The sequence below is a fragment of the Niallia tiangongensis genome (assembly GCF_044704065.1).
GTDB classification, from domain to species: Bacteria; Bacillota; Bacilli; order Bacillales; family Cytobacillaceae; genus Niallia; species Niallia tiangongensis.
Genome location: NZ_CP162613.1, coordinates 380,517 through 406,133 on the forward strand (window position 1 = coordinate 380,517; position 25,617 = coordinate 406,133).

General features: G+C 34.3%; 23 protein-coding genes. 21 read left to right on the plus strand and 2 right to left on the minus strand.

The window, feature by feature from the left end:
- Positions 1–114: 114 nt before the first annotated feature.
- The 3 genes from AB3U99_RS01950 to AB3U99_RS01960 are packed head-to-tail and all read left to right on the plus strand — an operon-like array spanning position 115 to position 3,799.
- Positions 115–2,199: a PRD domain-containing protein gene (locus AB3U99_RS01950; protein WP_400245118.1), complete on the plus strand. Its 2,085-nt coding sequence runs from the start codon at positions 115–117 to the stop codon at positions 2,197–2,199.
- A 15-nt stretch (positions 2,200–2,214) separates the two neighbouring features.
- Positions 2,215–2,643 carry a PTS sugar transporter subunit IIA gene (locus AB3U99_RS01955; RefSeq protein WP_400245119.1) on the plus strand — a complete coding sequence of 143 codons (429 nt, stop codon included), beginning with the start codon at positions 2,215–2,217 and terminating at the stop codon, positions 2,641–2,643.
- A gap of 4 nt (positions 2,644–2,647) precedes the next feature.
- Positions 2,648–3,799 (plus strand): mannitol-1-phosphate 5-dehydrogenase, encoded by a 1,152-nt coding sequence (locus AB3U99_RS01960; protein WP_400245120.1) that lies wholly within the window; start codon positions 2,648–2,650, stop codon positions 3,797–3,799.
- Between the two features lie 67 nt (positions 3,800–3,866).
- On the opposite strand, the gene AB3U99_RS01965 is transcribed toward AB3U99_RS01960, so the two are convergent.
- Entirely contained in the window at positions 3,867–4,031 is a 165-nt protein-coding gene (locus AB3U99_RS01965) for a hypothetical protein (protein ID WP_400245121.1), read from the minus strand.
- 185 nt (positions 4,032–4,216) lie between these two features.
- Between AB3U99_RS01965 and AB3U99_RS01970 the strand changes: the two genes are divergently transcribed.
- The 15 genes from AB3U99_RS01970 to AB3U99_RS02040 all read left to right on the plus strand — a co-directional run bounded on the left by AB3U99_RS01970 (position 4,217) and on the right by AB3U99_RS02040 (position 22,295).
- Complete coding sequence (locus AB3U99_RS01970; RefSeq protein ID WP_400245122.1) at positions 4,217–6,316, plus strand: transglycosylase domain-containing protein; 2,100 nt, start codon at positions 4,217–4,219, stop codon at positions 6,314–6,316.
- Positions 6,317–6,950: 634 nt separating this feature from the next.
- Positions 6,951–7,880: a cytochrome aa3 quinol oxidase subunit II gene (gene qoxA, locus AB3U99_RS01975; protein WP_400245123.1), complete on the plus strand. Its 930-nt coding sequence runs from the start codon at positions 6,951–6,953 to the stop codon at positions 7,878–7,880.
- Positions 7,870–9,822, plus strand: coding sequence for a cytochrome aa3 quinol oxidase subunit I (gene qoxB / locus AB3U99_RS01980; protein ID WP_400245124.1), 1,953 nt, complete (start codon positions 7,870–7,872; stop codon positions 9,820–9,822). Before qoxA ends, qoxB begins: the two co-directional genes overlap by 11 nt.
- Positions 9,822–10,424, plus strand: a complete 603-nt coding sequence (qoxC, locus tag AB3U99_RS01985; RefSeq protein WP_400245126.1) for a cytochrome aa3 quinol oxidase subunit III — start codon at positions 9,822–9,824, stop codon at positions 10,422–10,424. Before qoxB ends, qoxC begins: the two co-directional genes overlap by 1 nt.
- Before the next feature lie 6 nt (positions 10,425–10,430).
- Positions 10,431–10,736 carry a cytochrome aa3 quinol oxidase subunit IV gene (qoxD, locus tag AB3U99_RS01990; RefSeq protein WP_031536248.1) on the plus strand — a complete coding sequence of 102 codons (306 nt, stop codon included), beginning with the start codon at positions 10,431–10,433 and terminating at the stop codon, positions 10,734–10,736.
- Positions 10,737–11,140: 404 nt separating this feature from the next.
- Positions 11,141–12,097 (plus strand): ABC transporter permease, encoded by a 957-nt coding sequence (locus AB3U99_RS01995; RefSeq protein WP_400245128.1) that lies wholly within the window; start codon positions 11,141–11,143, stop codon positions 12,095–12,097.
- A complete protein-coding gene (locus tag AB3U99_RS02000) occupies positions 12,084–13,040 on the plus strand; it encodes an iron chelate uptake ABC transporter family permease subunit (RefSeq protein ID WP_400245129.1) in 957 nt (318 codons plus the stop codon). Before AB3U99_RS01995 ends, AB3U99_RS02000 begins: the two co-directional genes overlap by 14 nt.
- The gene (locus AB3U99_RS02005) at positions 13,034–13,792 is read left to right on the plus strand and encodes an ABC transporter ATP-binding protein (protein WP_400245130.1); all 759 of its coding nucleotides are present in this window, start codon (positions 13,034–13,036) and stop codon (positions 13,790–13,792) included. The genes AB3U99_RS02000 and AB3U99_RS02005 overlap by 7 nt, the downstream gene beginning before the upstream one ends.
- A gap of 288 nt (positions 13,793–14,080) precedes the next feature.
- Positions 14,081–15,037, plus strand: a complete 957-nt coding sequence (locus tag AB3U99_RS02010; RefSeq protein ID WP_400245131.1) for a siderophore ABC transporter substrate-binding protein — start codon at positions 14,081–14,083, stop codon at positions 15,035–15,037.
- Positions 15,038–15,225: 188 nt separating this feature from the next.
- Entirely contained in the window at positions 15,226–16,215 is a 990-nt protein-coding gene (locus AB3U99_RS02015) for a Gfo/Idh/MocA family protein (protein ID WP_400245132.1), read from the plus strand.
- Between the two features lie 41 nt (positions 16,216–16,256).
- Positions 16,257–17,153, plus strand: a complete 897-nt coding sequence (locus AB3U99_RS02020; protein ID WP_400245133.1) for an ROK family protein — start codon at positions 16,257–16,259, stop codon at positions 17,151–17,153.
- Between the two features lie 202 nt (positions 17,154–17,355).
- Positions 17,356–18,042, plus strand: coding sequence for a response regulator (locus tag AB3U99_RS02025; RefSeq protein WP_400245134.1), 687 nt, complete (start codon positions 17,356–17,358; stop codon positions 18,040–18,042).
- Positions 18,032–19,453, plus strand: a complete 1,422-nt coding sequence (locus AB3U99_RS02030) for a sensor histidine kinase (protein WP_400245135.1) — start codon at positions 18,032–18,034, stop codon at positions 19,451–19,453. The genes AB3U99_RS02025 and AB3U99_RS02030 overlap by 11 nt, the downstream gene beginning before the upstream one ends.
- Before the next feature lie 273 nt (positions 19,454–19,726).
- On the plus strand, positions 19,727–21,223 hold the full coding sequence (locus tag AB3U99_RS02035) for a S1C family serine protease (RefSeq protein WP_400245136.1): 1,497 nt from the start codon (positions 19,727–19,729) through the stop codon (positions 21,221–21,223).
- A 187-nt stretch (positions 21,224–21,410) separates the two neighbouring features.
- Positions 21,411–22,295, plus strand: a complete 885-nt coding sequence (locus AB3U99_RS02040; RefSeq protein ID WP_400245137.1) for a peptidylprolyl isomerase — start codon at positions 21,411–21,413, stop codon at positions 22,293–22,295.
- Between the two features lie 96 nt (positions 22,296–22,391).
- On the opposite strand, the gene def is transcribed toward AB3U99_RS02040, so the two are convergent.
- Entirely contained in the window at positions 22,392–22,973 is a 582-nt protein-coding gene (gene def, locus AB3U99_RS02045; RefSeq protein ID WP_400245138.1) for a peptide deformylase, read from the minus strand.
- Positions 22,974–23,197: 224 nt separating this feature from the next.
- Between def and AB3U99_RS02050 the strand changes: the two genes are divergently transcribed.
- The 3 genes from AB3U99_RS02050 (at position 23,198) to AB3U99_RS02060 (ending at position 25,498) form a co-directional block, all read left to right on the plus strand.
- The gene (locus AB3U99_RS02050) at positions 23,198–23,920 is read left to right on the plus strand and encodes a hypothetical protein (RefSeq protein WP_400245139.1); all 723 of its coding nucleotides are present in this window, start codon (positions 23,198–23,200) and stop codon (positions 23,918–23,920) included.
- 446 nt (positions 23,921–24,366) lie between these two features.
- Positions 24,367–24,603 carry a hypothetical protein gene (locus AB3U99_RS02055; RefSeq protein ID WP_400245140.1) on the plus strand — a complete coding sequence of 79 codons (237 nt, stop codon included), beginning with the start codon at positions 24,367–24,369 and terminating at the stop codon, positions 24,601–24,603.
- A gap of 352 nt (positions 24,604–24,955) precedes the next feature.
- Positions 24,956–25,498 (plus strand): helix-turn-helix domain-containing protein, encoded by a 543-nt coding sequence (locus tag AB3U99_RS02060; RefSeq protein ID WP_400245141.1) that lies wholly within the window; start codon positions 24,956–24,958, stop codon positions 25,496–25,498.
- Positions 25,499–25,617 lie beyond the last annotated feature (119 nt).

Sequence of the window (25,617 nt, forward strand, 5' to 3'; positions counted from 1 at the left end):
TCTAAATTAGAATTGGCAACAATGAACTTGAAAAAAATATGTTTAAAACTATTTGAATAAGTGTATATAGTAGTTCTATAATTAAATTATGTCAGGTGATTAAGGAGATAAGCTATGATTATTTCCGCTCGAGAAAGAATTATTTTGCAGATACTATTAGAAAATATAGAAGAAGAAATGACGATTAAAGGAATTGCTGAACATGTAAATGTTAGTGAACGAACAATACATCGTGATTTGAAGAATGTAGAAGATATATTAGAAGGCTTTCATCTTAAATTAAACAAAAAAGCTGGAGTTGGGGTAAATATTATTGGAAATCCTAATGATATCTATCAATTAAGGGTATCGATATTAAAGCAAGACTATATAGAATACACTCCTGATGAACGTATACTCGTTGCTTTGTGTACCTTGTTAGATCATCAAGAACCGATAAAGCTTTTTTCTTTAGCAAAAGAGCTTGGGGTAACAACTGCTACAGTAAGCCATGATCTGGATAAACTTGAGCCAACTATCGAAAAGTATAATCTGCGCTTAATGAGAAAAAGAGGCTATGGTATTGAATTAGTTGGAACGGAAGAAGATAAAAGAAAGGCAATTCGCAGTCTAATATCCGACCGCTTCGATGTGCCAGAGTTTCTTAAAATGGTAAAGGAAAATATCCAGAAAAAGTCCAGCAATAAAATTGATTCGATTTCTGAACGTCTTTTGGGACTTGTTCAAAAGGAAAAATTATTGCGCATTGAAAACATTATTGAAGATATTAATGAGCAATTACCTTACCCGTTAGCAGATAGTTCTTATGTCGGTTTAGTAGTTCATATCGCTCTTGCTATGGAAAGAATACAGAGGGGAGAAAATATCTCGTTTAAAGAAGATTATTTAAGCGAGCTTTCCCAAACAAAAGAATTTGATTTTGCAAAGCAAATTGTAGAGAGACTGGAACGCACTTTTGATATTTTGATTCCTGAAGAGGAAGTCGGCTATATTACGATGCATTTAAGAGGTGCTAAGATACGCTACGATAATAAAGTTGGTATCAAGGATGAAAATGTGGAAGTAGCTATGGTGGTAAGGACTTTAATTGCTAATGTAGAGAAATTGTTACATACGACATTGGCAGATGATTCTTTATTTCAAGGGTTACTAGCCCATCTGCAACCAACCTTATATCGCTTAGATCAAAAGATGAGAATTTCCAATCCTTTATTGGAAAATATTAAAGAAGATTATGCGGAGCTATTTGAGGTAGTACAACAAGCAGTAAAGCAAACACTAGTCAATAGAGATGTTCCAGAAGAAGAAATTGGCTATTTAGTCTTGCACTTTGGTTCAGCGCTTAATGATAAAAAAATCACAAAGAATATAAGGCTATTGATTATTTGTTCGAGTGGAATTGGAACATCAAAAATGCTTGCGGCAAAAATTATTAATCAAATTCCAAGTCTGTCAGAAGTCAAAACAGCTTCAGTGTTTGAGTTAAAGAATATCTCCATCGATGATTACGATGCAATTCTTTCGACAATTCCATTAGAGGATATTTCAAGAGACTATCTGGTAGTCAATCCGATTCTAAATGATAAGGACTTAGAGGAAGTCAAAAACTATCTCAAGAAGAATAGTGGTCATGTAATAGAGGAACAAAAGTATGTGGAAAGTCCAAAGTATAAGCAGCCATGTATAGATTTTCAGTCATTTCTTGTGTTTACAGAGCAGTCACAGCTTCTATCTTCTATTTTAAAAGAATTGCATATATGGAATAAAGGGACATGCCTTAGTGAGAGCTTAAAAAATGGATTAAAGGTATTGAAACAGCAAGGTTCCATTTTAAAGGAAAAAGAAGTTTTTGCTGCGTTAGAAGCGAGGGCTGAAATAGGCGGGCTTGCCATTCCTGAAACAACATTAGCTCTTTATCACACAAGTAATAATCAAATTGAAAAACCATCTTTCAATATCATTGACTTGCCCGAGATGGTTAGTTTGAGGGCAATGAATGGTGCTAATGAAATGGTCAAACGAGTACTGCTTTTACTCGCGCCATTAAATGCGAATTCTAATGTAATGGAAGTATTGAGTTTTCTAAGTGCATCTATTATTGAATCCGAGAAGAGTATCGATATATTCAATAATGGTAATAAAGAGGAACTATTAGATTTTATTAGCAGCCAGTTTTTAAGACATCATATGAGAAAATAATAGGAGGAATAAAAAATGAGTATTTTAAAGAAAGAAAATATTATTTTAAACAGCAGTGTAGCAAATAAAGAGGAAGCAATCAAAAAAGCAGGTCAAATTTTAGTGGAACAAGGTTATGTTTCAGAGGATTATATTCCAGCTATGTTACAAAGAGAAGAAATCTCATCTACATACATGGGTAACTTCTTAGCAATTCCTCATGGTACAGATGAAGCAAAAACAGCTGTATTGAACTCTGGTCTATCTGTTATTCAAGCGCCAAATGGTGTTGATTTTGGTGGTAACGTTGTAAAACTTATCATTGGGATTGCTGGGAAAGATGGCGAGCATTTAGAGCTATTATCTCAAATCGCAATTGTATGTTCTGAAATGGAAAATGTAGAAAAATTAGTTGCAGCAAAATCAGAAGAGGAAATAATCCAAATTTTAAGCGAGGTAGAATAATACTATGAATGCTATTCATTTTGGAGCTGGAAATATAGGTAGAGGATTTATCGGCCTATTATTGCATCAGTCAAATTATGCTATTACCTTTGTGGACGTTAACGAACAAATTATCGATGAATTAAATCGTGTTGGTCAATACAATGTGTTGCTTGCAAATGAAGTAAAAGAGCAATTCACAGTAAAAAATGTAAAAGGGATTAATAGTAAAATTAATCCTGAACAAGTAGTAGAAGAGTTTATCCATGCAGATATCGTGACTACAGCAATCGGACCAAATATTTTAAAATTCATCGCGCCACTAATTGCAGACGGAATCAAAGCGCGTATGAAAAGTAATCAATCACCTGTCAATGTGATTGCTTGTGAAAATATGATTGGCGGAAGCAGTGCCCTTAAACAGTTTGTTTTAGAGCACTTAAATGCAGAGGAAGCAGCATGGGTTGAGGAGTACGTTGGGTTCCCTGATTCAGCCGTGGACAGAATTGTGCCAAACCAAAAGAATGAGAATTTATTAGACGTTTTAGTAGAGCCTTTCCATGAGTGGGTAGTTGATGAAACAGCTATTAAAGGGGCTAAACCAGAAATTGCAGAAGCTCATTTTGTAGAGAACTTACAAGCATATATTGAACGAAAACTATTTACTGTAAATACTGGACATGCTGCAACAGCGTACTTGGGTAATATTAAGAACTATGAAACCATTTCAGAAACAATCGATCATGAAGATGTGAAAGAAAAAGTACTGAATGTTTTACAGGAAACTGGAAAAGTCCTTGTAGCAAGATATAGCTTTAATGTAGAGGATCATCAAAAATATATCAACAAAATTTTAGGCCGTTTTGCGAATGCTTATATCATTGACGACGTAAAACGAGTTGGCAGATCACCATTAAGAAAATTAGGTGGCAAGGATCGATTAGTTGCTCCTGCGTTAGCATATTATAAGGAGTTTAACGAAATTCCTTCTCACTTAGTTGAAGTGATGGCATCAGCACTTCACTTTTACACACCGGAAGATCAAGAGTCTGTTGAGTTGAAAAACTTAATTGATGAAAATGGAGTTCAAACGGCTTTCAGCAAAGTATCAGGTTTAAACGAAGACCATGCTTTAGTGAAAGAAGTTGTGCTTGCTTATAACAATATTAATGCATAAAAAAATCCAATGTGGCCAAAGGTGATTAGGCTGCATTGGATTTTTTTACTTTTAGTGTGTAGCAGTACTAGAGTTTATCTTGGACTGTTTGCGCTTGTCCCACATTTTTTTTGCGAAGGGATAAATGATAGGTCCCCACATAATCAATCGTCTGAACATTTTTTTCATTATCTCTCACATCCTTTTTATTCTCTAATAGGTCTTTTTCCCAAAAGTGCGATAGAATAAACAACAGAGCTCGATCCTTGATAATTTTGGTAATAAGAGAGGGAAGTGCCTTCTTGTAATTTACAAAAAAAGAGAATATAGTTTTGATAGATACTTGCAACAAAAAATTGGAAAATAACGTCTAATGGTTGGATAGGAAAGAGAGAAAAATGTAGTATTCCATGAGTAAAAGTAAAGGATAGGTATTGAATGGAAAGATTAAAACCGTATTGGGAAGGATTTCGAAGCTTTTGGAAGAAGAGACATCTTACTCAAATTATACTTTTGGCTGGGTTATTATTTGTTTTGTTGGCGATATTATATTTTACGTATTTAGCGACACAAGCAAATGTTAGTACCCTAAAGGCCGGTTTAAGCCAGGCAACGATTATTTACGACAAAGATGGGGACGAAGCAACCCAAATAAGAACGGAAAGAACAGAAGGAATAGAATTGACGGATGTACCTAAATACGTTCCGGCGGCTGTTGTTTCCATTGAAGATGAGCGTTTTTATCAACATAATGGATTTGATATCAAAGGGATTAGTCGGGCCTTTTTTAAAAATATCTTTGCGGGTAGAATTACAGGCGGAGGTAGTACCATTACTCAGCAATTAACAAAAAATGCCTTGTTAACTTCCGAACAGACGTATAAACGTAAAGCAGAGGAATTATTTTTAGCAGTAGAAATAGAGAAGCATTATAAAAAAGAAGAAATTCTGCAAATGTATTTGAATCATGTTTATTTTGGTAGTGGAGCATGGGGGATTAGCCAAGCTTCCTTAAAATACTTTAATAAAGATATTAGAGAAGTATCAATAAGTGAAGCTGCTTTGCTTGCAGGGATATTACAGGCTCCCTCTGCATTAGATCCCTATAACCATTATGATGGGGCAATTTCTCGCCGTAATGTTGTTTTAAAGAAAATGGTAGATTTAAACCAAATAACAGAGAATGAGTATCAAAAGGCAGTAAAAGAAAAAATTGAATTAGAAAATGGGGGAGGCTCTTTTATTGAAAGAGATTATCCTTACTTTGTAGATGCGGTTATCGATGAAGCGATAAATAAATATGGTCTTACCCAGGAAGAAATTTTGAAAAGAGGCTATAAAATATATACAGAGATGGACCAAAATCTTCAATCCACATTAGAAAAAACCTTTGCACGCGATTCCCTTTTTCCAAGCAGTGCTGACGGGACATTAGTGCAAGGTGGAGCAGTCTTGCTTGACCCAGAAACAGGCGGAGTAAGAGGGCTAATTGGAGGAAGAGGAGAGCAGGTTTTCAGAGGATTTAATCGAGCTACTCAAATTAAAGTGCAACCAGGGTCTACAATGAAGCCACTTGCGGTTTATACACCAGCTTTAGAAAAAGGTTATAAAATAGACTCGATGCTTGAGGATAAACCTTTTAAGAAGGGGAAATATGAACCGCAAAACTTTACCAAAACATTTAAGGGAGAAGTCCCAATGTATGAAGCTATAGAAGAATCCCTAAATGTACCTGCAGTCTGGCTATTAGATCAAATTGGATTAGAAAATGGTCTTAAATCTCTTGATAGATTCGGAATTCCTTATGAAAAGGATGATGAATATTTAGGAATTGCCTTAGGTGGGATGACCACAGGTGTTTCGCCTTTACAAATGGCTAGTGCTTATTCTACGTTCCCAAATGGTGGAGTCCGAATGGAGAAACATTTAATTACAAAAATTATTGGGCCTACAGGAAATGTTATTGCAGAATATGAACCTGAATCAACAAGAGTAACATCTAAATCGGTCACGGACGATATGACTTCCATGCTACTAGATGTTATCAAATCAGGTACAGGTCAAGGTGCAAAGGTGACTGGATTCCAAATTGCCGGAAAAACGGGATCTACTCAATTAGAAAACAGTAATATTTCAGGTACAAAGGATCAATGGTTTGTGGGCTATACCCCAAATCTAGTTGGTGCAATGTGGCTCGGCTATGATAAAACAGATGATCAACATTATCTTCCAAGTAAAAGCTCGGGGGATGTAGTACCAATCTTTAAAACAATTATGGATCAGGCTGTACAATATGTAGAACCAGAAAATTTTAAAGTATTATCGGTTAGTGAAAGACTTGCAAATAAAGATAATGGAAATGTTAATCAAAAAGTAGAAGAAACAAAAAAAGTGATTAAAGAAAAAGCAGAGGAATTAGAAACAACCATAAAAGAGAATTCTTCTAAATGGAGCCAAGTTGTTGACGAAATTAAAAAAGATGTGAAAAAGGTAAATGACAAGGTAAAAGGGAAATTACAAGAAATACTAGAAAATTAGTATTTTTAACAAGGTAGAAATATATACGGATACTAGTGCTTTTGTTACTAGAGACTGTATATATTTCTGCCTATTTTCATTCTGTGTTAAAGGGGAATATATCCATATTTTTTTTAAAGAAAGCTTTTGGTAAAAAGTATAATTAAATATAGATAATGTTTAAAATAGGAAAGATACTCTAGTTTAATAGAGTGAAATATGTGATAAATATAACAGAATAAAATAAAAGGAAGAAAGGTGAGAATAGAGGGATAAAATAATGGAAAAACCAACCAAAATATTCTATAATAATTGTAAGCGTTTAAATTGATTGCGAGTGAAGGGGAACAATAAAATGCTAGTTTGAAAAAATGTTTGTGACAAGATTGTGGACATAGATTTTAATAATAGCATCTGCTATAATAAAAAGGTTGATAAAATCTTGAATATACGGAAAACATAAGAATAAAAAAAGTGGAAATTGGTAAAATTATACTTACGTTTTTTGTCACAAATAATAGGTTCGAGATGTGATATCATCATACAGGTAGTAATAATCGTTATTTTACCTATGTAATATGAATGTTCTGTGTCTAACTATCGAACATTCTGTGAATAATTTAACATTTGAACTTAAACGGAAGGAGCTGTACAAATGAAAAAGGGAGTGTTAGTTTCGCTTTTAGCAATTGTACCACTATTCATTTTAAGCGGTTGTGAATCTATGGTTGTATTTGATCCACAGGGACCAGTTGCTAGAAGTATTACAGACTTGATTAACTGGTCTATTGTATTAATGGCTTTTGTTTGTCTAGTAGTTTTTGTACTATTTGGCTACATAGTTTGGAAGTATCGTGCAACGAAAGACAATGCAGATTATGAGCCAGAAGAACATGGAAGTACAAAGCTTGAGATTGTTTGGACTGTAATCCCATTCTTAATTATTATTGCCTTAACAATTCCAACTGTAAAAACAATTTATGCATTAGAGGATATACCTGAAGATTATAAAGATCATGATCCTGTTGTGATTAATGTAACATCTGCAGACTGGAAGTGGATTTTTAGCTATCCAGAAGAAGGAATTGAAACAGTCAATTATGTAAATATTCCTGCTGGTGTACCTGTTGAGTTTAAATTAACTTCTGCTGGTACAATGCAATCATTCTGGATTCCTGCATTAGCTGGTCAGAAGTACACAATGTATGGGGCTGAAACAGATCTTTATGTTGTTGCTGATAACCCAGGTAACTATGAAGGACAAAATACAAGCTTTAACGGTAAAGGTTATGCGGAGATGAAGTTTGATGTCGAAGCAAAAACTTTAGCGGACTATGATAAATGGGTAGATGAAGTAAAAGAAACTGCCCCTGAGTTAACGGAAGAAAAATATAAAGAAATTATTAAGCCTACACATTTAGGCCGTATGACTTTCTCTAATACTCATTTAGAGTGGATTGATCACGGTAAAGGTGGAGACTCAAACTATTATTTAAACCCTGAGTTATATCGAGTTCATGGATATCCAGGTAGAACTTTTGAAAAGAACCAAGAGTCAGACGGGGGTGAAAAGGATGCACATTGAGTGGAAAGATATCGTTATTACTGGTGATCCCCTAATATTATCTGCCCAAATCGGTATTACTTTAACAATGCTTGCGATTGTTGTTGGTGTTACTTATTTTAAGAAGTGGAAATATTTATGGGATGAATGGATAACAACGGTTGATCACAAAAAAATCGGTATTATGTATATTATCGTAGCCGTATTAATGTTCTTCCGTGGAGGAGTAGACGGTTTGATGATGAAATATCAAACAGCAGCTCCTGAAATGGATTTCTTAGATCCACAGCATTATAATGAAGTATTCACAACGCATGGTGTTATTATGATTCTTTTCATGGCGATGCCAGCGTTGATTGGATTAATGAACGTAGTAATTCCTTTACAAATTGGTGCACGTGATGTTGCGTTCCCACAATTGAATGCATTAAGCTTCTGGTTAACATTTAGTGGGGCAATGTTATTCAATATTTCTTTCGTAATTGGTGGATCTCCTGATGCAGGATGGACATCTTATTTTCCTCTTGCTGGGAAAGAATTTACACCAGGGGTTGGGAACAACTTCTATGCAATTTCTCTGCAAATTGCGGGTATTGGTACGCTGATGACAGGTATTAACTTTATTGTTACCATCCTTAAGATGCGTGCTAAAGGGATGACATTAATGAAAATGCCAATGTTTACTTGGACTGCTTTAATTACAAACGTTATTATTGTGTTTGCATTCCCTATTTTAACTGTTGCATTAGCATTGATGACATTTGACCGTTTATTCGGTACACATTTCTTCACGATTTCCGGTGGAGGAAATGCGATGTTATGGAATAACTTATTCTGGTTATGGGGACACCCTGAGGTTTATATCGTAATCTTGCCTGCTTTTGGGATGTTCTCTGAAATTATTGCGACTTTCTCTAGAAAACGTCTATATGGTTATAATTCAATGATTATATCTATTGTAGGGATTGCTATCTTAAGTATGGTTGTATGGGTTCACCATTTTTACACGATGGGATCTGGACCAGTTGTAAACTCTGTATTCTCAATCACAACGATGTTAATCGCGGTTCCGACTGGGGTTAAAATCTTCAACTGGCTATTTACAATGAGAAAAGGTCGTATTCAATTTACTACGGCTATGCTATGGTCACTTGCATTTATTCCAACCTTTACTATTGGTGGGGTAACAGGAGTTATGCTTGCAATGGCAGCAGCAGACTATCAATATCATAATACGTTATTCTTAGTAGCCCACTTCCACTATGTATTAATACCAGGTGTTGTATATGCAGTATTTGCTGGTTTCTATTACTGGTGGCCAAAAATGTTCGGTTATGCTTTAAACGAACGTTTAGGAAAATGGCATTTCTGGTTGTTTAATATTGGTTTTAACGTAACCTTTATGCCGATGTTCTTCTTAGGTTTAAAAGGAGCAGTAAGACGTTCTTATACTTTCTCTGCGGAATCTGGATTTGCACCATTGTTCATGCTATCAGCAATCGGATCTCTTATTCTTGCTGCAGGTTTCGCTGTACTTGTTTATAACATTTACTATAGTACTCGTTATGCAGATAGAAAGATTTCTACAGATCCATGGGATGCAAGAACATTAGAATGGCATACAGCTTCTCCAGTTCAGCCATATAACTTCGCTATCACTCCAGAAGTAAAAGCATTAGATGCATTCTGGTATATGAAGAAAAATAAAGAAGGTTTAGTTCTAAAAGAAGAAGAATTAGAAGAAATACACATGCCGAGCAACTCTTGGCTTCCATTCTATATGTGTGCTGTATTTGGTGTAGTTGGATTCTTCCTAGTATTTGAATGGTTTATTCCAGCTGCTATCTGTAGTTTAGGTATTTTTGTTGGCTTAATAATTCGTTCCTTTGATTATGACGAAGGTTTCCATATTAAACTAGATGTTATTAAGAAAACGGAACGCGCATGGAGAGGTGAGAAATAATGGCAAAAGTCGATAAGTCTTTACCGCTAGAATATCAGACAGAGCAAAGTCGTTTAAATATTCTAGGCTTCTGGATCTTCCTTGGTGCGGAGGTTGTACTATTCGCTACCTTGTTCGCAGCCTATGGTTCTTTAAAGGATAACTTTGCAGGCGGACCTACTCCAGCTGAATTATTTAAATTAAAAGATGTAATGATAGAAACACTTTTACTATTAACAAGTAGTTTTACTTGTGGTATTGCTATATGGAATATGCGTCGCCATAATTTAAAGGGATTATTAACTTGGTTAATTATCACTTTAGCATTAGGTGCAGGCTTCGTCTTTGTGGAAGTAAATGAATTTATTCATTATGTACATGAAGGGGCAACAATGCAGACAAGTGCATTCCTTTCCTCGTTCTTTGTTTTGCTTGGAACGCATGGATTGCACGTATCTCTAGGTATAGGCTGGGCAATTTTAATTATTATTCAATTAATTAAGCACGGTTTAACACCAACAACTGCTCGTAAGACATTTATTATAAGTTTATACTGGCACTTCTTAGACGTTGTGTGGATTTTCATCTTCACTTTCGTTTATCTTGCTAGAATGGGAGGGTAATAAAAGATGGCAAAAAATCATGAAAATGAAAAATTTCCAATTGGTCATATTGCAGGTTTTATTGTTTCTTTATTACTTACCTTCGCAGCTGTAGGAGCTAAGTTATATACAGATCTTCCAATGATCACTGTTATGTGGATTATCGGTGCATTGGCTGTTATTCAAGCCATTCTTCAACTGTTTATGTTTATGCATCTTACAGAAGGAGAAGGGCAAGTACAAACCATTAATATCGTTTATGCTTTCTTCTGTGCGATTGTAGTAGCAGGGGGAACTATTTGGGTAATGACATCAGGACATGTGCATTATTAATAAAGCGTTATGTGAAAGAAGTCTCCATTGGGGGCTTCTTTTTGTGCATTAAAGCAGAAGAAAAAGGTCGTTCAAGAAGGAAGGGGAAGTCCGTTTTACTTATGGCTTACCTTTGTTGTTCCGTTCTTATTGGGTTATGTTAGGGGGATTGTTAGCGTGCCGACAACACTCTTAATTAATCAATTTGTATGGTCCTACGCTTTTTGAATAATAAATCATGACAAAATAACTAGGTAATCAGCATCATTCTTTTTTAAATTTTGTGATAAATCTATCAGGTCTTTAAAAAAGCATTGACGGGCTGGAAAAAGATGATAAAATAAAAGAAGAATCTAAATGATAATGAAAATCATTTACGACTAAGTTGGGAGTGAGGGAAGAGAGTAGTATTACTCAATAACACTATGAAAATAAGACACTTAAATATATTGTTAATAGTATTATCCATCATCTCCCTATTTGTTGGAGTCATTGATATTCACCCGAAAAATATTTTTCATTTAACAGCAGACCAAAAAGAAATTTTATTGATTAGCAGATTTCCACGCTTAATCAGCATTATCATTGCCGGCGTTAGCTTAAGCATTTGTGGACTCATTATGCAGCAAATATCGAGAAATAAATTTGTTTCTCCTACGACAGCTGGTACGATGGACTGGGCCAGACTAGGGATATTGGTGGCCTTAATGCTTTTTACAGGAGAAAGCCCGATTGTAAAAATGTTAATCGCATTCGTATTTGCGCTTGGCGGAACATTTCTGTTTATGCGAATACTGAATATGATCAAATTCAAAGATGCCATTTTTATTCCTTTAATTGGTCTAATGCTTGGAAATATTGTAAGTTCCATTACTACTTTTTTTGCGATGAAATATGATTTAATACAAAATATGTCTTCATGGTTGCAAGGAGATTTTTCCTTAATCATGGAAGGAAGATACGAGCTTCTTTACATAAGTATTCCGGTAGTAATTATTGCATATTTATACGCCAATAAATTCACTATTGCTGGAATGGGTGAAGACTTTTCGATTAATCTTGGACTAAATCACAAAAGGGTGGTGAATATAGGATTAATCATCGTTGCATTAGTATCTTCTGTTGTATTGCTGACAGTAGGAATGATTCCTTTTCTTGGATTGATTATTCCCAATATTGTTTCTTTATATCGGGGAGATAATTTAAAAAACAGCTTAACACATACTGCATTACTTGGCGCAGTATTTGTATTATTCTGTGATATTCTCGGAAGAGTGATTATTTATCCATATGAAATTTCAATTGGTGTGATGGTGGGAGTCATCGGAAGTGGCATCTTCCTGTATTTACTTTTAAGGAGAAAGTCTTATGAAGCAGCCTAAGATAAAACTTATTGTATTGGCAGTTCTGGCGATACTTCTAATTGCGATATTTATGCTAATCAAAGTTAGTGGCAATAATTGGGAATACGTCATTCCGCGCAGGGCCATAAAAATTGTTGCAATTCTTTTAACTGGTGGCTGCATTGCCTTTACTTCGATGGTATTCCAAACCATTACAAATAACCGAATTTTGACGCCGAGCATTTTAGGATTAGATTCCCTTTATCTATTTATTCAAACCATTGTTGTTTTCATTTTTGGCTCAAGCACGATGACTATTATGAATAGCAACATAAACTTCTTGGTGTCCGTAGTATTAATGGTTCTTTTTTCAAGTATTCTTTACAAGCTTTTCTTTAATAGAGAAGACCAGAACATTTTACTATTACTGCTAATTGGGATTGTAATGGGGAGCTTTTTCTCTAGTGTTTCATCCTTTATGCAAGTATTAATTGATCCAAATGAGTTTCTTATTATTCAAGATAAAATGTTTGCAAGTTTTAATAATGTGAATACTAATATTTTAACGATTAGTATTATTATTGTAGCAGTAGTGTCTATCTATGTAACAAGATATAACCGCTTCTTTGATGTCATGTCTTTAGGAAGAGATCAGGCCATTAACTTAGGAATTGACTATGAGAAGGTAGTGCGCAATATGTTAATTGTGGTATCCATCCTTGTATCTGTTGCGACGGCATTAGTTGGCCCAATTACCTTTCTCGGGTTACTAGTTGTCAATTTAGCTCGTGAGTTTTTGAAAACATATAAGCACAGTACATTGATTACTGGATCTATTCTATTGAGTATTATTTCTTTAGTTGGTGGTTTACTGATTGTAGAACGCGTATTTACTTTTTCAACGACTATCAGTGTGATAATTAACTTTGTAGGTGGAGTGTATTTTATCTATCTATTACTAAAGGAGAGAAAAGCATGGTAGAGGTAAAGAATATTACGAAACAATATGGTGGTAAAAAAGTGCTTGATAATGTTTCTCTTTCTGTAGAGAAAGGAAAAATTACTTCTTTTATTGGACCGAATGGTGCTGGGAAAAGTACATTGCTTTCTATTATTAGTCGCTTAATTAAAGCGGACAGTGGAGATGTCATTATTGATGGCCTGCATATTGATAAGGCAAAAAGCAATAATCTTGCAAAGAAAATTTCTATTTTGAAACAAGCAAACCATATAAATCTTCGCTTAACAATAAGAGAGCTTGTAGGCTTTGGAAGATTTCCTTATTCACAAGGAAAGCTGACAGATTTAGATGAAAAAATGGTGGATGAAGCAATAAAATATATGGAATTAGAGGATATGCAGCATAAATACTTAGATCAGCTAAGCGGTGGACAAAAGCAAAGGGCCTATATTGCAATGGTAATTGCCCAAGATACTGAATATATCCTTTTGGATGAACCGCTAAATAATTTAGATATGAAGCACTCTGTGCAAATTATGAAAGTGCTAAGAAGATTAGTAGAAGAGCTAGGAAAAACAGTAGTAATTGTTATCCATGATATTAACTTTGCCTCTGTTTACTCAGATAATATCGTAGCATTAAAGAATGGCAAAATCGTGAATGATGGACCAGCTAAAAAAATTATCAATCGAAAAGTATTAAAAAACATTTATGAAATGGATATGCAAATTGAGGAAATTAATAATCAACGAATATGTGTTTATTTTGCATAGAAAGTGATATTTTGACTATTGATAAATGATTGGTTCATTGTAGAAAAGAAGCTAATGGTGGAAGAAAAATAGAAAGGGAGCAGTGTGATTATGGCTGACTTAACTAAGTCCCTTCGCCAGAAGAAACCATAATAACACTACCATTAGTATTAGCAAACGTCCTGAAACATTCTAGGAAAATGAAGAAGGAAAGATGCTTAATAATACCTTATCATAGGGTATTATGTCTTTAAATGCAATGTATTCAATTTAATTTATATATATTAAATTTATAGAGGTGTTTATCAGATGAAGAAAAAGCTTTCCCTATTATTATTAACATTCGTTCTTGCAGTATTAGCTGCATGTGGCAATACAGAAAAATCAAATACAGAAGCAAATTCTAGTAAAGATAGCGAGAAGCCAGCAGAAATTAAAGTAATCCATGAATTAGGGGAAGACACAGTTCCAGTTAATCCTAAGAAGGTTGTAGTTTTTGATTTTGGCGTTTTAGATACATTGGATGAATTAGGAATAGAAGTAGCTGGTGTACCACAAGCTAATATTCCGCCATATCTTTCTAAATATGAAGATTCAAAATATGCAAATGTAGGAAGCTTGAAAGAACCAGATTTTGAAGCAATTAGTGAATTGGCACCAGATGTTATTTTTATCTCTGGAAGACAGTCGGAAGCATATGAAGAATTGAAAAAAATCGCTCCAACTGTATATGTGGGTGTTGATACAACAGACTACATGAACTCATTTAAGCATAATATGAATCTTATAGGCGACATTTTTGATAAGAAACAAGAAGTGACAGATGAACTAGCAAAAATTGATGAAGATATTGCTACTATTAATGAAAAAGCAAAAACGATAGATGGTAAATCATTGATCGTATTAGTAAATGACGGAAGCTTAAGTGCTTATGGTAAAAACTCTCGTTTCGGAATTATTCATGATGTATTTGGCTTAGCTCCAGCAGATGAAAAAATTGAAGCTTCTACACATGGACAAAAGGTTACATTTGAATATCTAGCAGAAAAAAATCCAGCTTATTTATTTGTCATTGATAGAGGAGCAGTTGTCGGTGGAGAATCTTCAGGGGAGAAAACACTTGATAATAAATTAGTAAACGGCATTGATGCAGCTAAAAATGATCATATTATCAATCTAGATCCAAGCTACTGGTACCTATCAGGCGGAGGGCTGTTATCAACAAGTGAAATGGTAAAAGAAATTTCAGAAGCAATTTCAGAATAAAGAAGGAGAATCCAGTAAGTTATGCTACTTGCTGGATTCTTTTTTGTGTAAGGATAAAACAATTTTGCAAGGATATAGAACCATTTTCAAAAGATAAAAATGCTAGCTGATAGTTGCTTTTTTAGCGACTTCCATCCAAAATAAAAGAAAGATGGGAAGATTTCATCGAATAGGAGGATCTATATTTTATGACGATTAGATTTGGAATCATCGGCACTAATTGGATTACAGAATCTTTTATTGAGGCGGCTAGTGAAATAGCAGACTTTCAATTAACAGCAGTATACTCAAGAACAGCGGACAAAGCGAAAGCGTTTGCGGATAAATATAATGCAGAATATATATTTACAGATTTAGAAGAAATGGCAAAAAGCGATACAATCGATGCTGTATATATTGCTAGTCCTAATGCTTATCATGCAGAACAGGCTATCATTTTCTTGCAAAATAAAAAGCATGTTTTAACAGAGAAAGCGATGGCTTCTAATGCACGAGAAATGAGACAGATGATGGAGGCTGCGAAGGAAAATAATGTCTTATTAATGGAAGCGTTAAAAACAACTTTCCTTCCTAACTTTCAAGTTATTCAAGAGAATTTACATAAAGTCGGAAAAATCCGTCGTGCTTTTGTAAGCTATTGTCAGTATTCTTCCCGGTATGATGCTTATAAGGAAGGTACTATATTAAATGCATTTAAGCCAGAATTGTCAAATGGAGCACTAATGGATATTGGTGTTTATTGTCTTTATCCAATGGTACATCTTTTTGGAAAACCAGAGAAAGTAAAAGCGAATAGTTTCTTATTGGAATCTGGAGTTGACGGAGAAGGAAGTATTATCCTAGGTTATCCGGATATGGATGTGATCCTAATGTATTCCAAAATAACAAATTCTTATATTCCGTCTGAAATCCAAGGAGAAGAAGGAAATTTATTAATCAATCAAATGAACACTCCTACAAAAGTAGAATTTATTCCTCGGAAAGGGGAAGTTGAGAATCTAACCCTCCCTCAAAAGGAAGCTTCTATGTTTTATGAGGCGCAAGAATTTATTGAATTGATTAAGGCAGGAGAAGTAGAATCTACCGTAAACTCCTATAACGTTTCTTTAACTGTAATGGAAATTATGGACGAGGTAAGAAAGCAAACAGGAGTTGTTTTTCCAGCAGATAAACAGTAAATAAGCAAATAAATCTAGTCATTCATAAGGAGAGAAGATTCATGACATTATATGGTGCGATTGAAGCAGGCGGAACAAAATTTGTCTGTGCAGTGGGAGATGCAAAAGGAAACATTCAAGAAAGAATTTCTATTCCAACGACAACCCCTGAAGAAACAATGCCAGAGGTTATTGCTTTTTTTAAGAAGTTTCCAATCGAAGCAATTGGAATTGGATCATTTGGTCCGATCGATGTGGATAAAAATAGTCCTACGTATGGAAATGTAACAACCACTCCAAAATTAGCTTGGAAGGACTATCCATTATTAAAAGCAATTGAAGATGAATTTTCTGTTCCAACTGGTTTTAACACAGATGTAAATGTAGCTGCTCTAGGAGAGGCGAAGCTAGGCGCTGCTAAAGGCGTAGATAATTGCTTATATATTACGGTTGGTACAGGCATTGGTGCGGGCGCTTATATTAATGGGGAATTGTTGCAAGGATTAACCCATCCAGAAATGGGCCATATTTTAGTAAGAAGGCATGCAGAAGATACGTATAAAGGGAGATGCCCATACCACGCTGATTGTTTAGAAGGCTTAGCTGCTGGACCAGCAATTGAAGAACGCTGGGGAGAAAAAGCTTTTCATTTAAGTGATAAAGAGGAAGTATGGGAAATGGAAGGTTATTATATTGCACAAGCTCTTATGCAATATATTTTAATTCTATCTCCTAAAAAAATTATTCTTGGCGGAGGCGTAATGAATCAGGAGCATGTGTTGACACATGTTTACCGCCATTTAAGCGATCTATTAAATGGTTATGTTTCGTATCCTGAAGTACAAGACAAGATGAATGAATACATTGTTAGACCAGGATTAGGGGATAATGCCGGCATCACAGGAGGACTTCTCCTTGCGGAAAAAGTATTGGAAGAAAGTAAGGCAGAAGTTAACTAATAAGTTGATATAGTAGACCATTTAAAGGAGGATAATCTTTTAGATGGTCTTTTTTGTGTGCATTTGCAAATATCTCTTTTAAAAAATATGAACAAACTATTTCCTAACCTTTAACAATCCATTAAATAGGAAGGTAACCTATTGCTTCTATTAGTAAAAGTGGCTTTAATTAGTAAAAAGCAGATAAAATAGGAGAGTATTTATGGATATTTTAGTGATAGAGGATAATAAAAGTGTTTGTTCCATGCTGGAAATGTTTTTTATGAAGGAGGGCTTTCAGGTAACCTTTATTCATAACGGCATGGAAGGATATAAACATTTGAAGCAAAATAAATATGATATGATTATTTTAGATTGGATGCTTCCAGATTTAGATGGTATAACAGTTTGTCGCAAAATAAGAGAAACAGATAAAGGGACACCAATTATTATGTTAACAGCAAAGGATGGGGAATCAGATCAAGTACTTGGTCTAGAAATGGGAGCAGATGATTATGTTACAAAGCCCTTTAGTCCACTAGCCTTAATTGCAAGAATAAAGGCAATTTGGAGAAGAAAATCTAATGAAGAAGATGGAAGCGGAAATGCAATTATTAAAGTAAATAAAGAAACGAGAGAAGTATTGATTAATGATCGACCAGTATTGGGATTAACACCAAAAGAATTTGATTTACTTTCATTCTTTGTTCAGCACCCAAAACAAGTATTTTCTAGAGAACAAATCTTACAGCAAGTATGGGGATTTCAGTTTTATGGAGATGATCGGACGGTTGATGTCCATATTAAAAGGCTCAGAAGAAAAATAGGAAGAGATAGTCACCCCTTTTTACATACAGTATGGGGTGTAGGATATAAATTCGATGAAACGGTGGTAGTACATGAGAATTAAATACATCTATCAGCAGCTAATAAGTCATTTAAGTGTCATTCTGGTGGCCCTATTAGTATTAAGCTTGGTTTTTTCCCATTATATAGAGAAATTAGTATTCTCGATGAAAGCAGATGAATTACAGGGCTATGGATATAATATTGTTCAAGATGTTCAAGGGGCGGATCTATGGTCTGCTTCCACGTATTCAACTTTATTACGTTATTCCGAAGAACTAAAGGGGACAGGGATAACGATAGGCATATTTAATACACAAAGAAACCGGATATGGTCTTTCGGAAAAGATTTGGATATCAATATTACTACAGCAGAGTGGGACGAAATAAAGGACGGAAGTAGTACGGTTATTAAGCCTAGTACTAGAAGAGGAGATCAAGAGGTAGCCCTAGTTGCAATTCCATACTCTGTCAATAATGTTGTTGTGGGAGGAATTATCTTAACATCTCCACTTGTAGAATCGAAAGAAATGATTCAAGAAATTAATCGCTATTTGATTTATATTCTCTTTTTAGTATTTGCAATTGCGTTATTAATGAGTTTTATTTTTTCAAGGGTGCATGTAAATCGGATAAAAAAGCTTCAGGAAGCTACAAGTCATGTTGCAGACGGGGATTACACTGTAAAAGTATCATCCTCTACTTTTGATGAAATAGGAGAGTTAGGTCAAGATTTTAATCAGATGGTAGATAGACTAAGAGAATCAAAAGAAGCGATTGATGCGTTAGAAAATCGGCGAAGACAATTTATGTCTGATGTTTCGCATGAATTAAAGACTCCTCTAACAACGATTAGTGGCGTGATTGAGGGATTAAATAATAATATGATACCAGAAAATGAACGGGAAAAAGGCCTCAAATTAATTAGTAAAGAAGCGAAAAGACTTATTCGGCTAGTAAATGAGAATCTCGATTATGACAAAATCCGTTCCAATCAGATTGTCCTAATGAAGGAGTTCATTTCCCTTGAGGAAGTATTGGAGATTATTTATGAGCAGCTATCCTTCCTAGCGGAGGAAAAGGATGTCAAAATCTATGTAGAGGTCGATCACGATGCGGTAATTTATGCAGATTATGATCGTTTAATCCAAATCATTATGAACATTACCAAAAATAGCATTCAGTTTACTGAAAATGGAAGTGTTTGGTTAACTGGTCGAATGGAGTCCAGCAGAACAATCATTGAGGTAAAGGATACTGGTATTGGTATAGAGGCGCATGAAATAGAAAATATTTGGAAGAGATTTTATAAAGCGGATCTCTCAAGAACGAATAACCCATATGGAGAATTTGGACTCGGTTTATCCATTGTTAAGCAATTAGTTCAGTTCCATGAAGGGGATATTCAAGTAACGAGTGAAAAAGGAAAAGGGACAACCTTCACAATTTCCTTCCCTCTTTCTAGAGAAAAGTAACAGAGTCGAATTCATTTGTATAAAATAGGTCTTAATGGGGGGAATTGTTAGGACTTTTTGAGGTGTAATATTCACTTCATTCCGCAGAAAGCTAATGTTAACAGAAATCCAAGGATTAATTTGTTCCAAAATTCTTCTATGTCTTTTCAAACTTTGTTCATAATTTATTCATATATAATGGTTACTATGTATGTATAAACAAATTATTAGAGATGTAAACAATGATAATTTACTGAAATAAATGTTCGAAATTAGAAATAGGAGGAACCGAAAATGAGTGATTTTGAAAAAAGAAATGAATGGGAGAAAGATCAACCAGAGGAAAAACAGGAGACCATCGGTGGAGATGATTTTTCAGAAAAGCAAGCAGTAGAACAAGCGGTATCAAATAATGATGTGCAGACAGCTGAGGAAGACATGTATGTATCACAAGAAACAGCACAAACTATTTTTCCTGCTATAGAAAAAGAGCAAGTTCGCCTTGATAAAGAAGAGATCGATGAAATTAAAGAAACAGAACAATCGGTAGCAAGTTCCTTTGAAGAAGGAAGAGGAGAAAGAGCACAAATGAATAGTCAAAAAGGAAATACTAAAGCCAAAGGATTCTTATCCTTATTAGCTGCAGGTGTTGTCGGTTCAGCCCTTACCTTTTTTACAATTCCACATACTGATTTATACAATGATTCTTATGATAAGCTAGAAAAACAAGTAGCGGAACTTACCGATAAATTGGAAAATAATCAATCAGGTGCCATTACAGCAAACACAACATCTAATACTTCAACTAGTGATGGGACAGTAGTTATTGCTGATATGGTGGAGTCATCTTCTAAAGCAATCGTGGGGATTGAAAACCTTCAACAACAAACAAATCCTTTTTCACAGGACTCCAGTGATGTGGAATCTGGATCAGGTTCGGGGATTATTTTTAAGAAAGATAATCAATATGCATATATTGTGACGAATAACCATGTAATAGAAGGTGCGAATACGTTAGAAATCTCTCTATATAATGGGGATAAAACAGAAGCTAAATTAATTGGAGCAGATGCTTTAACTGATTTAGCTGTAGTAAGAATTGACGCTAAATATGCGACGAATATTATTAATTTTGGTGATTCCTCTACGTTAAGACCGGGGGATCAAGTGTGGGCGATTGGTAATCCACTTGGCTTAAAACTATCTAGAACAGTAACACAGGGAATTGTTAGTGCTGTGGAAAGAAGTATAACGGTTAATACATCTGCTGGTGATTGGGAATTTAATGTTATCCAAACAGATGCAGCAATCAATCCTGGAAATAGCGGCGGTGCACTTATTAATTCTTCTGGAGAGGTAATTGGGATTAATAGCTTGAAAATCGCTGATTCTGGAGTGGAAGGCTTAGGCTTTGCCATCCCAAGTAATGATCTTATCCCAATTGTAAATGAGATTATCGAAAAAGGAAAAGTAGAACGACCATACCTTGGAGTAGGTTTAGCAAGCTTAGAAGAAGTGCCTCGCATGTATTTGCAGGACCTTCCAAATGAGGTTTCAGCAGGAGTAATGATTACAAATATTGATTCGAATTCTGCGGCGGCTGAGGCGGGATTAAAAGTCCAAGATGTGATTGTTTCCATTGATGGAAAGAAAATAGCTAATTCCACGGATTTACGAAAATACCTTTATTCAGAAGTGAAAATTGGAGATAAAGTAGAATTAGAAATCTATAGAGATGGTAAATCTCAAAAAGTGGAATTAACGTTAAAAAGCAATAACACGATCAATTAATCGACACGTTTCATGTGAAACATACAAAAATTGTCGAAAAAATTCCATCTTATATCGATAGTAGGATGGAATTTTTTTAAATCTGTTAATAATTTCGTCATAATTATATGATAATATAGTGTAAGAGTTATAATGGGGATATGCTCGTTATATCCAAAATTTTGTGCAGAGAGGATTTTAGCTTAATATGAAAAATAAAAAGGTTCTTATTCCTATTCTAGCGGTAGTACTAGTAGCGTTAATAATAGGAGCGGTTTATCTAACACAACGAAGTGAAACGGTTGCAGCAGTGGACAAGGAAAAAATTACGCAAGAACAATTAAATGAAGAGCTAAATAAGCAATATGGCGCAAGCGTATTAAATATGATGATTTCTAATAAAGTTGTAGATCTTGAAGCTGATAAGGAAAAAGTAAAGGTTACAGATAAAGAAATCAAAGCAGAATTGGACAAGATGGTCCAACAATATGGTGGACAAGATACCTTTAATACATTATTAGCTCAAAATGGATTAACAGAAGATGTATTTAAAGAGCAAATTGAGCAAAATCTAAAAGTAACAAAAATTCTTGAGCCGTCTATCGAAATTACAGATGACGAAATTAAAACATATTTTGAAGATAATAAGGCAAGCTTTGACACACCAGAACAAGTAGAAGCAAGTCATATCTTAGTAGAAGATGAAAAGACTGCTAAAGATGTGAAGAAGAAGCTAGATGAAGGCGGAGACTTTGCTGAATTAGCGAAAGAATATTCAACAGATACACAAACAAAAGAGAATGGTGGAGAATTAGGCTATTTCTCTACAGGTCAAATGGTTGAAGAATTTGATAAAGCTGCATTCGCTATGAATGTAGATGAGATTAGTGATCCAGTAAAAACAGATTATGGATACCACATTATTAAAGTAACTGGCAAAAAAGAAGCAAAAGAAGCAACATTAGAAGAGTCAAAAGAGCAAATTAAAGAAACGTTATTAGCTCAAAAAGTACAAGAGCAAGCTAGCACTTGGTTATCTGAAGCAACTGCAAAATATAAGATTGAAAATAAATTAGAAAAAGATGCTAAGTAAAAAAAAGCGGATGGCAAATGCCATCTGCTTTTTTTTAACAGTGATAAGCTATGCTCCAATTTGTACAACGATAAACAGGTGCTTCCGCTTTTCTTATTAATAAAGTGGGTTAATGTCTACATTGTCAGGCAGTTCGAATGGGTTTTTACTATTGATATGATCATAAAATAATATCCCATTTAAATGATCTATTTCATGCTGAAAGACAATTGCTTCATAATCCTTCAATTTAATTTTAACTTCTTCCCCATTAATAGTATAAGCCCGAACCGTTATTCTTCGATAACGAGGAACATAGCCTACGATTGGTCGGTCAATGGAAAGGCAGCCTTCACTTTCTGGTATAAAGGTCATTGCAGTAGAATGACTAATTATTTTTGGATTTATTAGCATACATTCCAAAGCTTCTCCATTTTCCTGTTTCATATAGGCAGCAAACATTCGCTTATTTAGTCCAATTTGGTTTGCGGATAGTCCTACTCCAGCACGTAGTTGATATTTTTCTGATAGGATAGGATCCTGACTATTTTTCAAGTATTGCAGCATGCACTCGAGCTCTTCTTGATCCTCTTTCGTAGGAGGAATCGATACTTCTTTTGTTTTTTCACGAAGGATGGGATCCCCTTCTCTCACGATATCCTCCATTTTTATCATATAATCTTTTGTAAATTTACTCATGTAATAACTCATCTCCAGCAAATATTGTATATAAGTAAAATAGCAGAAGGTGGTTAGTATGTCTAATCGTAAAGCGTATAAGTGGATAATTTAGTTTTTGGTAGGAAACGTTCTAGCAAACGAAATAGTGATAAATTTTAGTAGAAACCTTACATATAAAACAAAGAACAGGAGAGGATATAAAAGATATAAAATATTTATCTAAGATGGAAAGGAAGAATAAGATGAAAAAAATGATGCTATTAATGCTAGCTTTTGTAGTAGCATTAACAAGCTTTGGTTCTTTAACTAGTGCAGCTCCATCCCCAGCAACACCAGAAAATAAGGAAATATCTCAAGAAGATACACAGTTTTTAAAAGAAATGGCAAAAAGCCTTGGCATTAAAACGGAAGGAAAAGATCCTATTGCTATAAAAAAAGAAATTCATGAGGTATTAATAAAGAAAGAAGCAGAAAAATTAGGAATCAAAACAGAAGGAAAAGATATACAAAAGATTGCGATGGAAGTACATACTGCTCACTTAAAGGAAGAAGCAAAATCGCTTGGAATTAAAACAGAGGGTAAAGATGCCAAAACATTGATGAAAGAAGTATTTGAGGCGAAAATTTCGAAAAAGGCAAAAGAGCTTGGAATAGATACAAAAGGAAAGACCATGCAGCAACTGGGAAAAGAGGTTCAAGAAAAAATGATTATGGTCGAAGCGCAGAAGCTGAAGATCAAAACAGAAGGAAAAGATTTTAAGCAAATTGCTGATGAGATAAGAGATACACAAATTATGAGTAAAGCGAAAGAGTTAGGGATAGATACAAAAAATAAGGAGCCAAAAGAATTATTAAAGGAAATGATGATTAAACACCCCGAGGAAGTGAAAAAATTAAAGCTATTTCCATCATATGGGCAACATTTCATGTTTAAAAAGCACCATAAGATGAAAAGAGAAGACTAAAAAACAAACGGAAAAACCACTTGGAATTGACAGGTGGTTTTTCTTTTTTATTAATTTGTTCAATATATTGAACAAATTAATAGGTTACAATATTTAGGTATTTGGGAAAAGGATAGAAAAAACTAATAAAATTCAATCTTTTTGCAAAAGGATATTTCATCCAAAAAATTAGGAAGGGTGACTAAGTGTTCAATATATTGAAATGATTCTTTTGGCCTATTAACAAATGAAGTTTTGAAACGTTTTATCTATTTTTCGAAAAAAAAACATAAATACATGTTATTTTCCTGAAGGATTAGTATGCTTAAATTAGCAGACTTAGACAGTAATAATTTATATATTGAAAATTTACACAAAAATTTTCTTGGGAATAAGAAAGAATTATTTAAGGGAAAGAAATCTGTTAAGTACCTGCATTAAACTGGGAGTAATAGGAGGAATAAAGATTGAAACAATATTCCAAACTACGAATTACGGAAAAAGATGAAAATATTTATAAAGCACTGTGTGATTTGTATAAGGAAAAAGGGGAAAAAGTAGGGATTGGACCTACTGAGATTGGAATAAGAGTTGGAAGAGATTCCTACGATGCTTCTGCGTATTGCAATGCATCTTTAAAAAAGCTAATTCATTTTAAAAAAATAGAAAAAGTAGATAGTGGAAAATACATACCAATCGATTAAAAAGGAATGTTGAAAACAAATCAGAGGGAATTTTTCTTAAAAGAGTACCATGGGATAATTGGTGGAGTTATTATTCATAATAATGGATAATCTCATCAATCATTATCCTAGAAGGGTAACTTAATTAAGGAAAATTCTTTTTGTTTTTCAAGCCAATCTTACTAGGAAAGTGTTAGAAAGTCGATAGGGATGTAGTTTTTTGGAAAATAGAATGGTGAAAAACGATAAAAAAAAGATTGCATGTTATACAAAGTATTGTATAATAATTGGGTAAAAGTAAACTTTAAGTTTATTAATACCAAACTTCTGCGTCTTCAAGTTTACTATTTCTAAACAAAAAGTAGGTTAGAGCATGGAAATAGGGAAAAAAATAAAGAATTTACGATTGAAAAAAGGACTCACACAAGAAGAATTAGGGGAACGAACTGATTTAAGTAAAGGATATATATCCCAGCTAGAGAGAGATTTAAGTTCTCCTTCCATTGAAACGTTTTTTACTATTTTAGAAGTATTAGGATGTACACCAAAAGAATTCTTTGATGATGAAGAACAAAAGCAAAAAGTTGTATATACAGAGGACGATATCACCGATTTTTTTGATGAGGAAAAAGGGTATCGCATTCAATGGCTAGTACCAGAATCAAATGAAAAGGAAATGGAACCAATCCGGCTATTCTTTTATAAGAATGGAGAGTTTAAACAATTTGAGCCATCTTTATCGGAAACATTTGCTTATGTAGTGGAAGGGGAGATATTGCTTAAATTAGGAAAGCAAGAGTATAAGGCAAAAAAAGGGGAATCTATTTATTATCATGCAACAGAGGAACATCAACTAGTTAATTTAGCAGACGGTGTAACAGAATTGATTCTCGTAGTTACCGATTCTTACTTATAAGGAGAGAAATTTTTTTGCTTATAAAATACTGTTTGCTTTAAATTCAGCTACTTTATAAACATAAGATGCTTCAAAAGTGATAAACGGGCTTTATATATGGCGTCACCAGCAATCTTTAA

Excerpts from the sequence above, each read along its gene's own strand:
- AB3U99_RS01970 (WP_400245122.1), top strand. The coding sequence starts at position 4,217 with ATGGAAAGATTAAAACCGTATTGGGAAGGATTTCGAAGCTTTTGGAAG.
- AB3U99_RS02020 (WP_400245133.1), top strand. The coding sequence starts at position 16,257 with ATGACATTATATGGTGCGATTGAAGCAGGCGGAACAAAATTTGTCTGT.
- AB3U99_RS02015 (WP_400245132.1), top strand. The coding sequence starts at position 15,226 with ATGACGATTAGATTTGGAATCATCGGCACTAATTGGATTACAGAATCT.
- AB3U99_RS02060 (WP_400245141.1), top strand. The coding sequence starts at position 24,956 with ATGGAAATAGGGAAAAAAATAAAGAATTTACGATTGAAAAAAGGACTC.
- qoxA (WP_400245123.1), top strand. The coding sequence starts at position 6,951 with ATGAAAAAGGGAGTGTTAGTTTCGCTTTTAGCAATTGTACCACTATTC.
- qoxC (WP_400245126.1), top strand. The coding sequence starts at position 9,822 with ATGGCAAAAGTCGATAAGTCTTTACCGCTAGAATATCAGACAGAGCAA.
- AB3U99_RS01950 (WP_400245118.1), top strand. The coding sequence starts at position 115 with ATGATTATTTCCGCTCGAGAAAGAATTATTTTGCAGATACTATTAGAA.
- def (WP_400245138.1), bottom strand. The coding sequence starts at position 22,973 with ATGAGTAAATTTACAAAAGATTATATGATAAAAATGGAGGATATCGTG.
- AB3U99_RS01995 (WP_400245128.1), top strand. The coding sequence starts at position 11,141 with ATGAAAATAAGACACTTAAATATATTGTTAATAGTATTATCCATCATC.
- AB3U99_RS02010 (WP_400245131.1), top strand. The coding sequence starts at position 14,081 with ATGAAGAAAAAGCTTTCCCTATTATTATTAACATTCGTTCTTGCAGTA.
- AB3U99_RS02050 (WP_400245139.1), top strand. The coding sequence starts at position 23,198 with ATGAAAAAAATGATGCTATTAATGCTAGCTTTTGTAGTAGCATTAACA.
- AB3U99_RS01960 (WP_400245120.1), top strand. The coding sequence starts at position 2,648 with ATGAATGCTATTCATTTTGGAGCTGGAAATATAGGTAGAGGATTTATC.
- AB3U99_RS02005 (WP_400245130.1), top strand. The coding sequence starts at position 13,034 with ATGGTAGAGGTAAAGAATATTACGAAACAATATGGTGGTAAAAAAGTG.
- qoxD (WP_031536248.1), top strand. The coding sequence starts at position 10,431 with ATGGCAAAAAATCATGAAAATGAAAAATTTCCAATTGGTCATATTGCA.
- AB3U99_RS02000 (WP_400245129.1), top strand. The coding sequence starts at position 12,084 with ATGAAGCAGCCTAAGATAAAACTTATTGTATTGGCAGTTCTGGCGATA.
- AB3U99_RS02040 (WP_400245137.1), top strand. The coding sequence starts at position 21,411 with ATGAAAAATAAAAAGGTTCTTATTCCTATTCTAGCGGTAGTACTAGTA.
- AB3U99_RS02025 (WP_400245134.1), top strand. The coding sequence starts at position 17,356 with ATGGATATTTTAGTGATAGAGGATAATAAAAGTGTTTGTTCCATGCTG.
- qoxB (WP_400245124.1), top strand. The coding sequence starts at position 7,870 with ATGCACATTGAGTGGAAAGATATCGTTATTACTGGTGATCCCCTAATA.
- AB3U99_RS01955 (WP_400245119.1), top strand. The coding sequence starts at position 2,215 with ATGAGTATTTTAAAGAAAGAAAATATTATTTTAAACAGCAGTGTAGCA.
- AB3U99_RS02030 (WP_400245135.1), top strand. The coding sequence starts at position 18,032 with ATGAGAATTAAATACATCTATCAGCAGCTAATAAGTCATTTAAGTGTC.
- AB3U99_RS02035 (WP_400245136.1), top strand. The coding sequence starts at position 19,727 with ATGAGTGATTTTGAAAAAAGAAATGAATGGGAGAAAGATCAACCAGAG.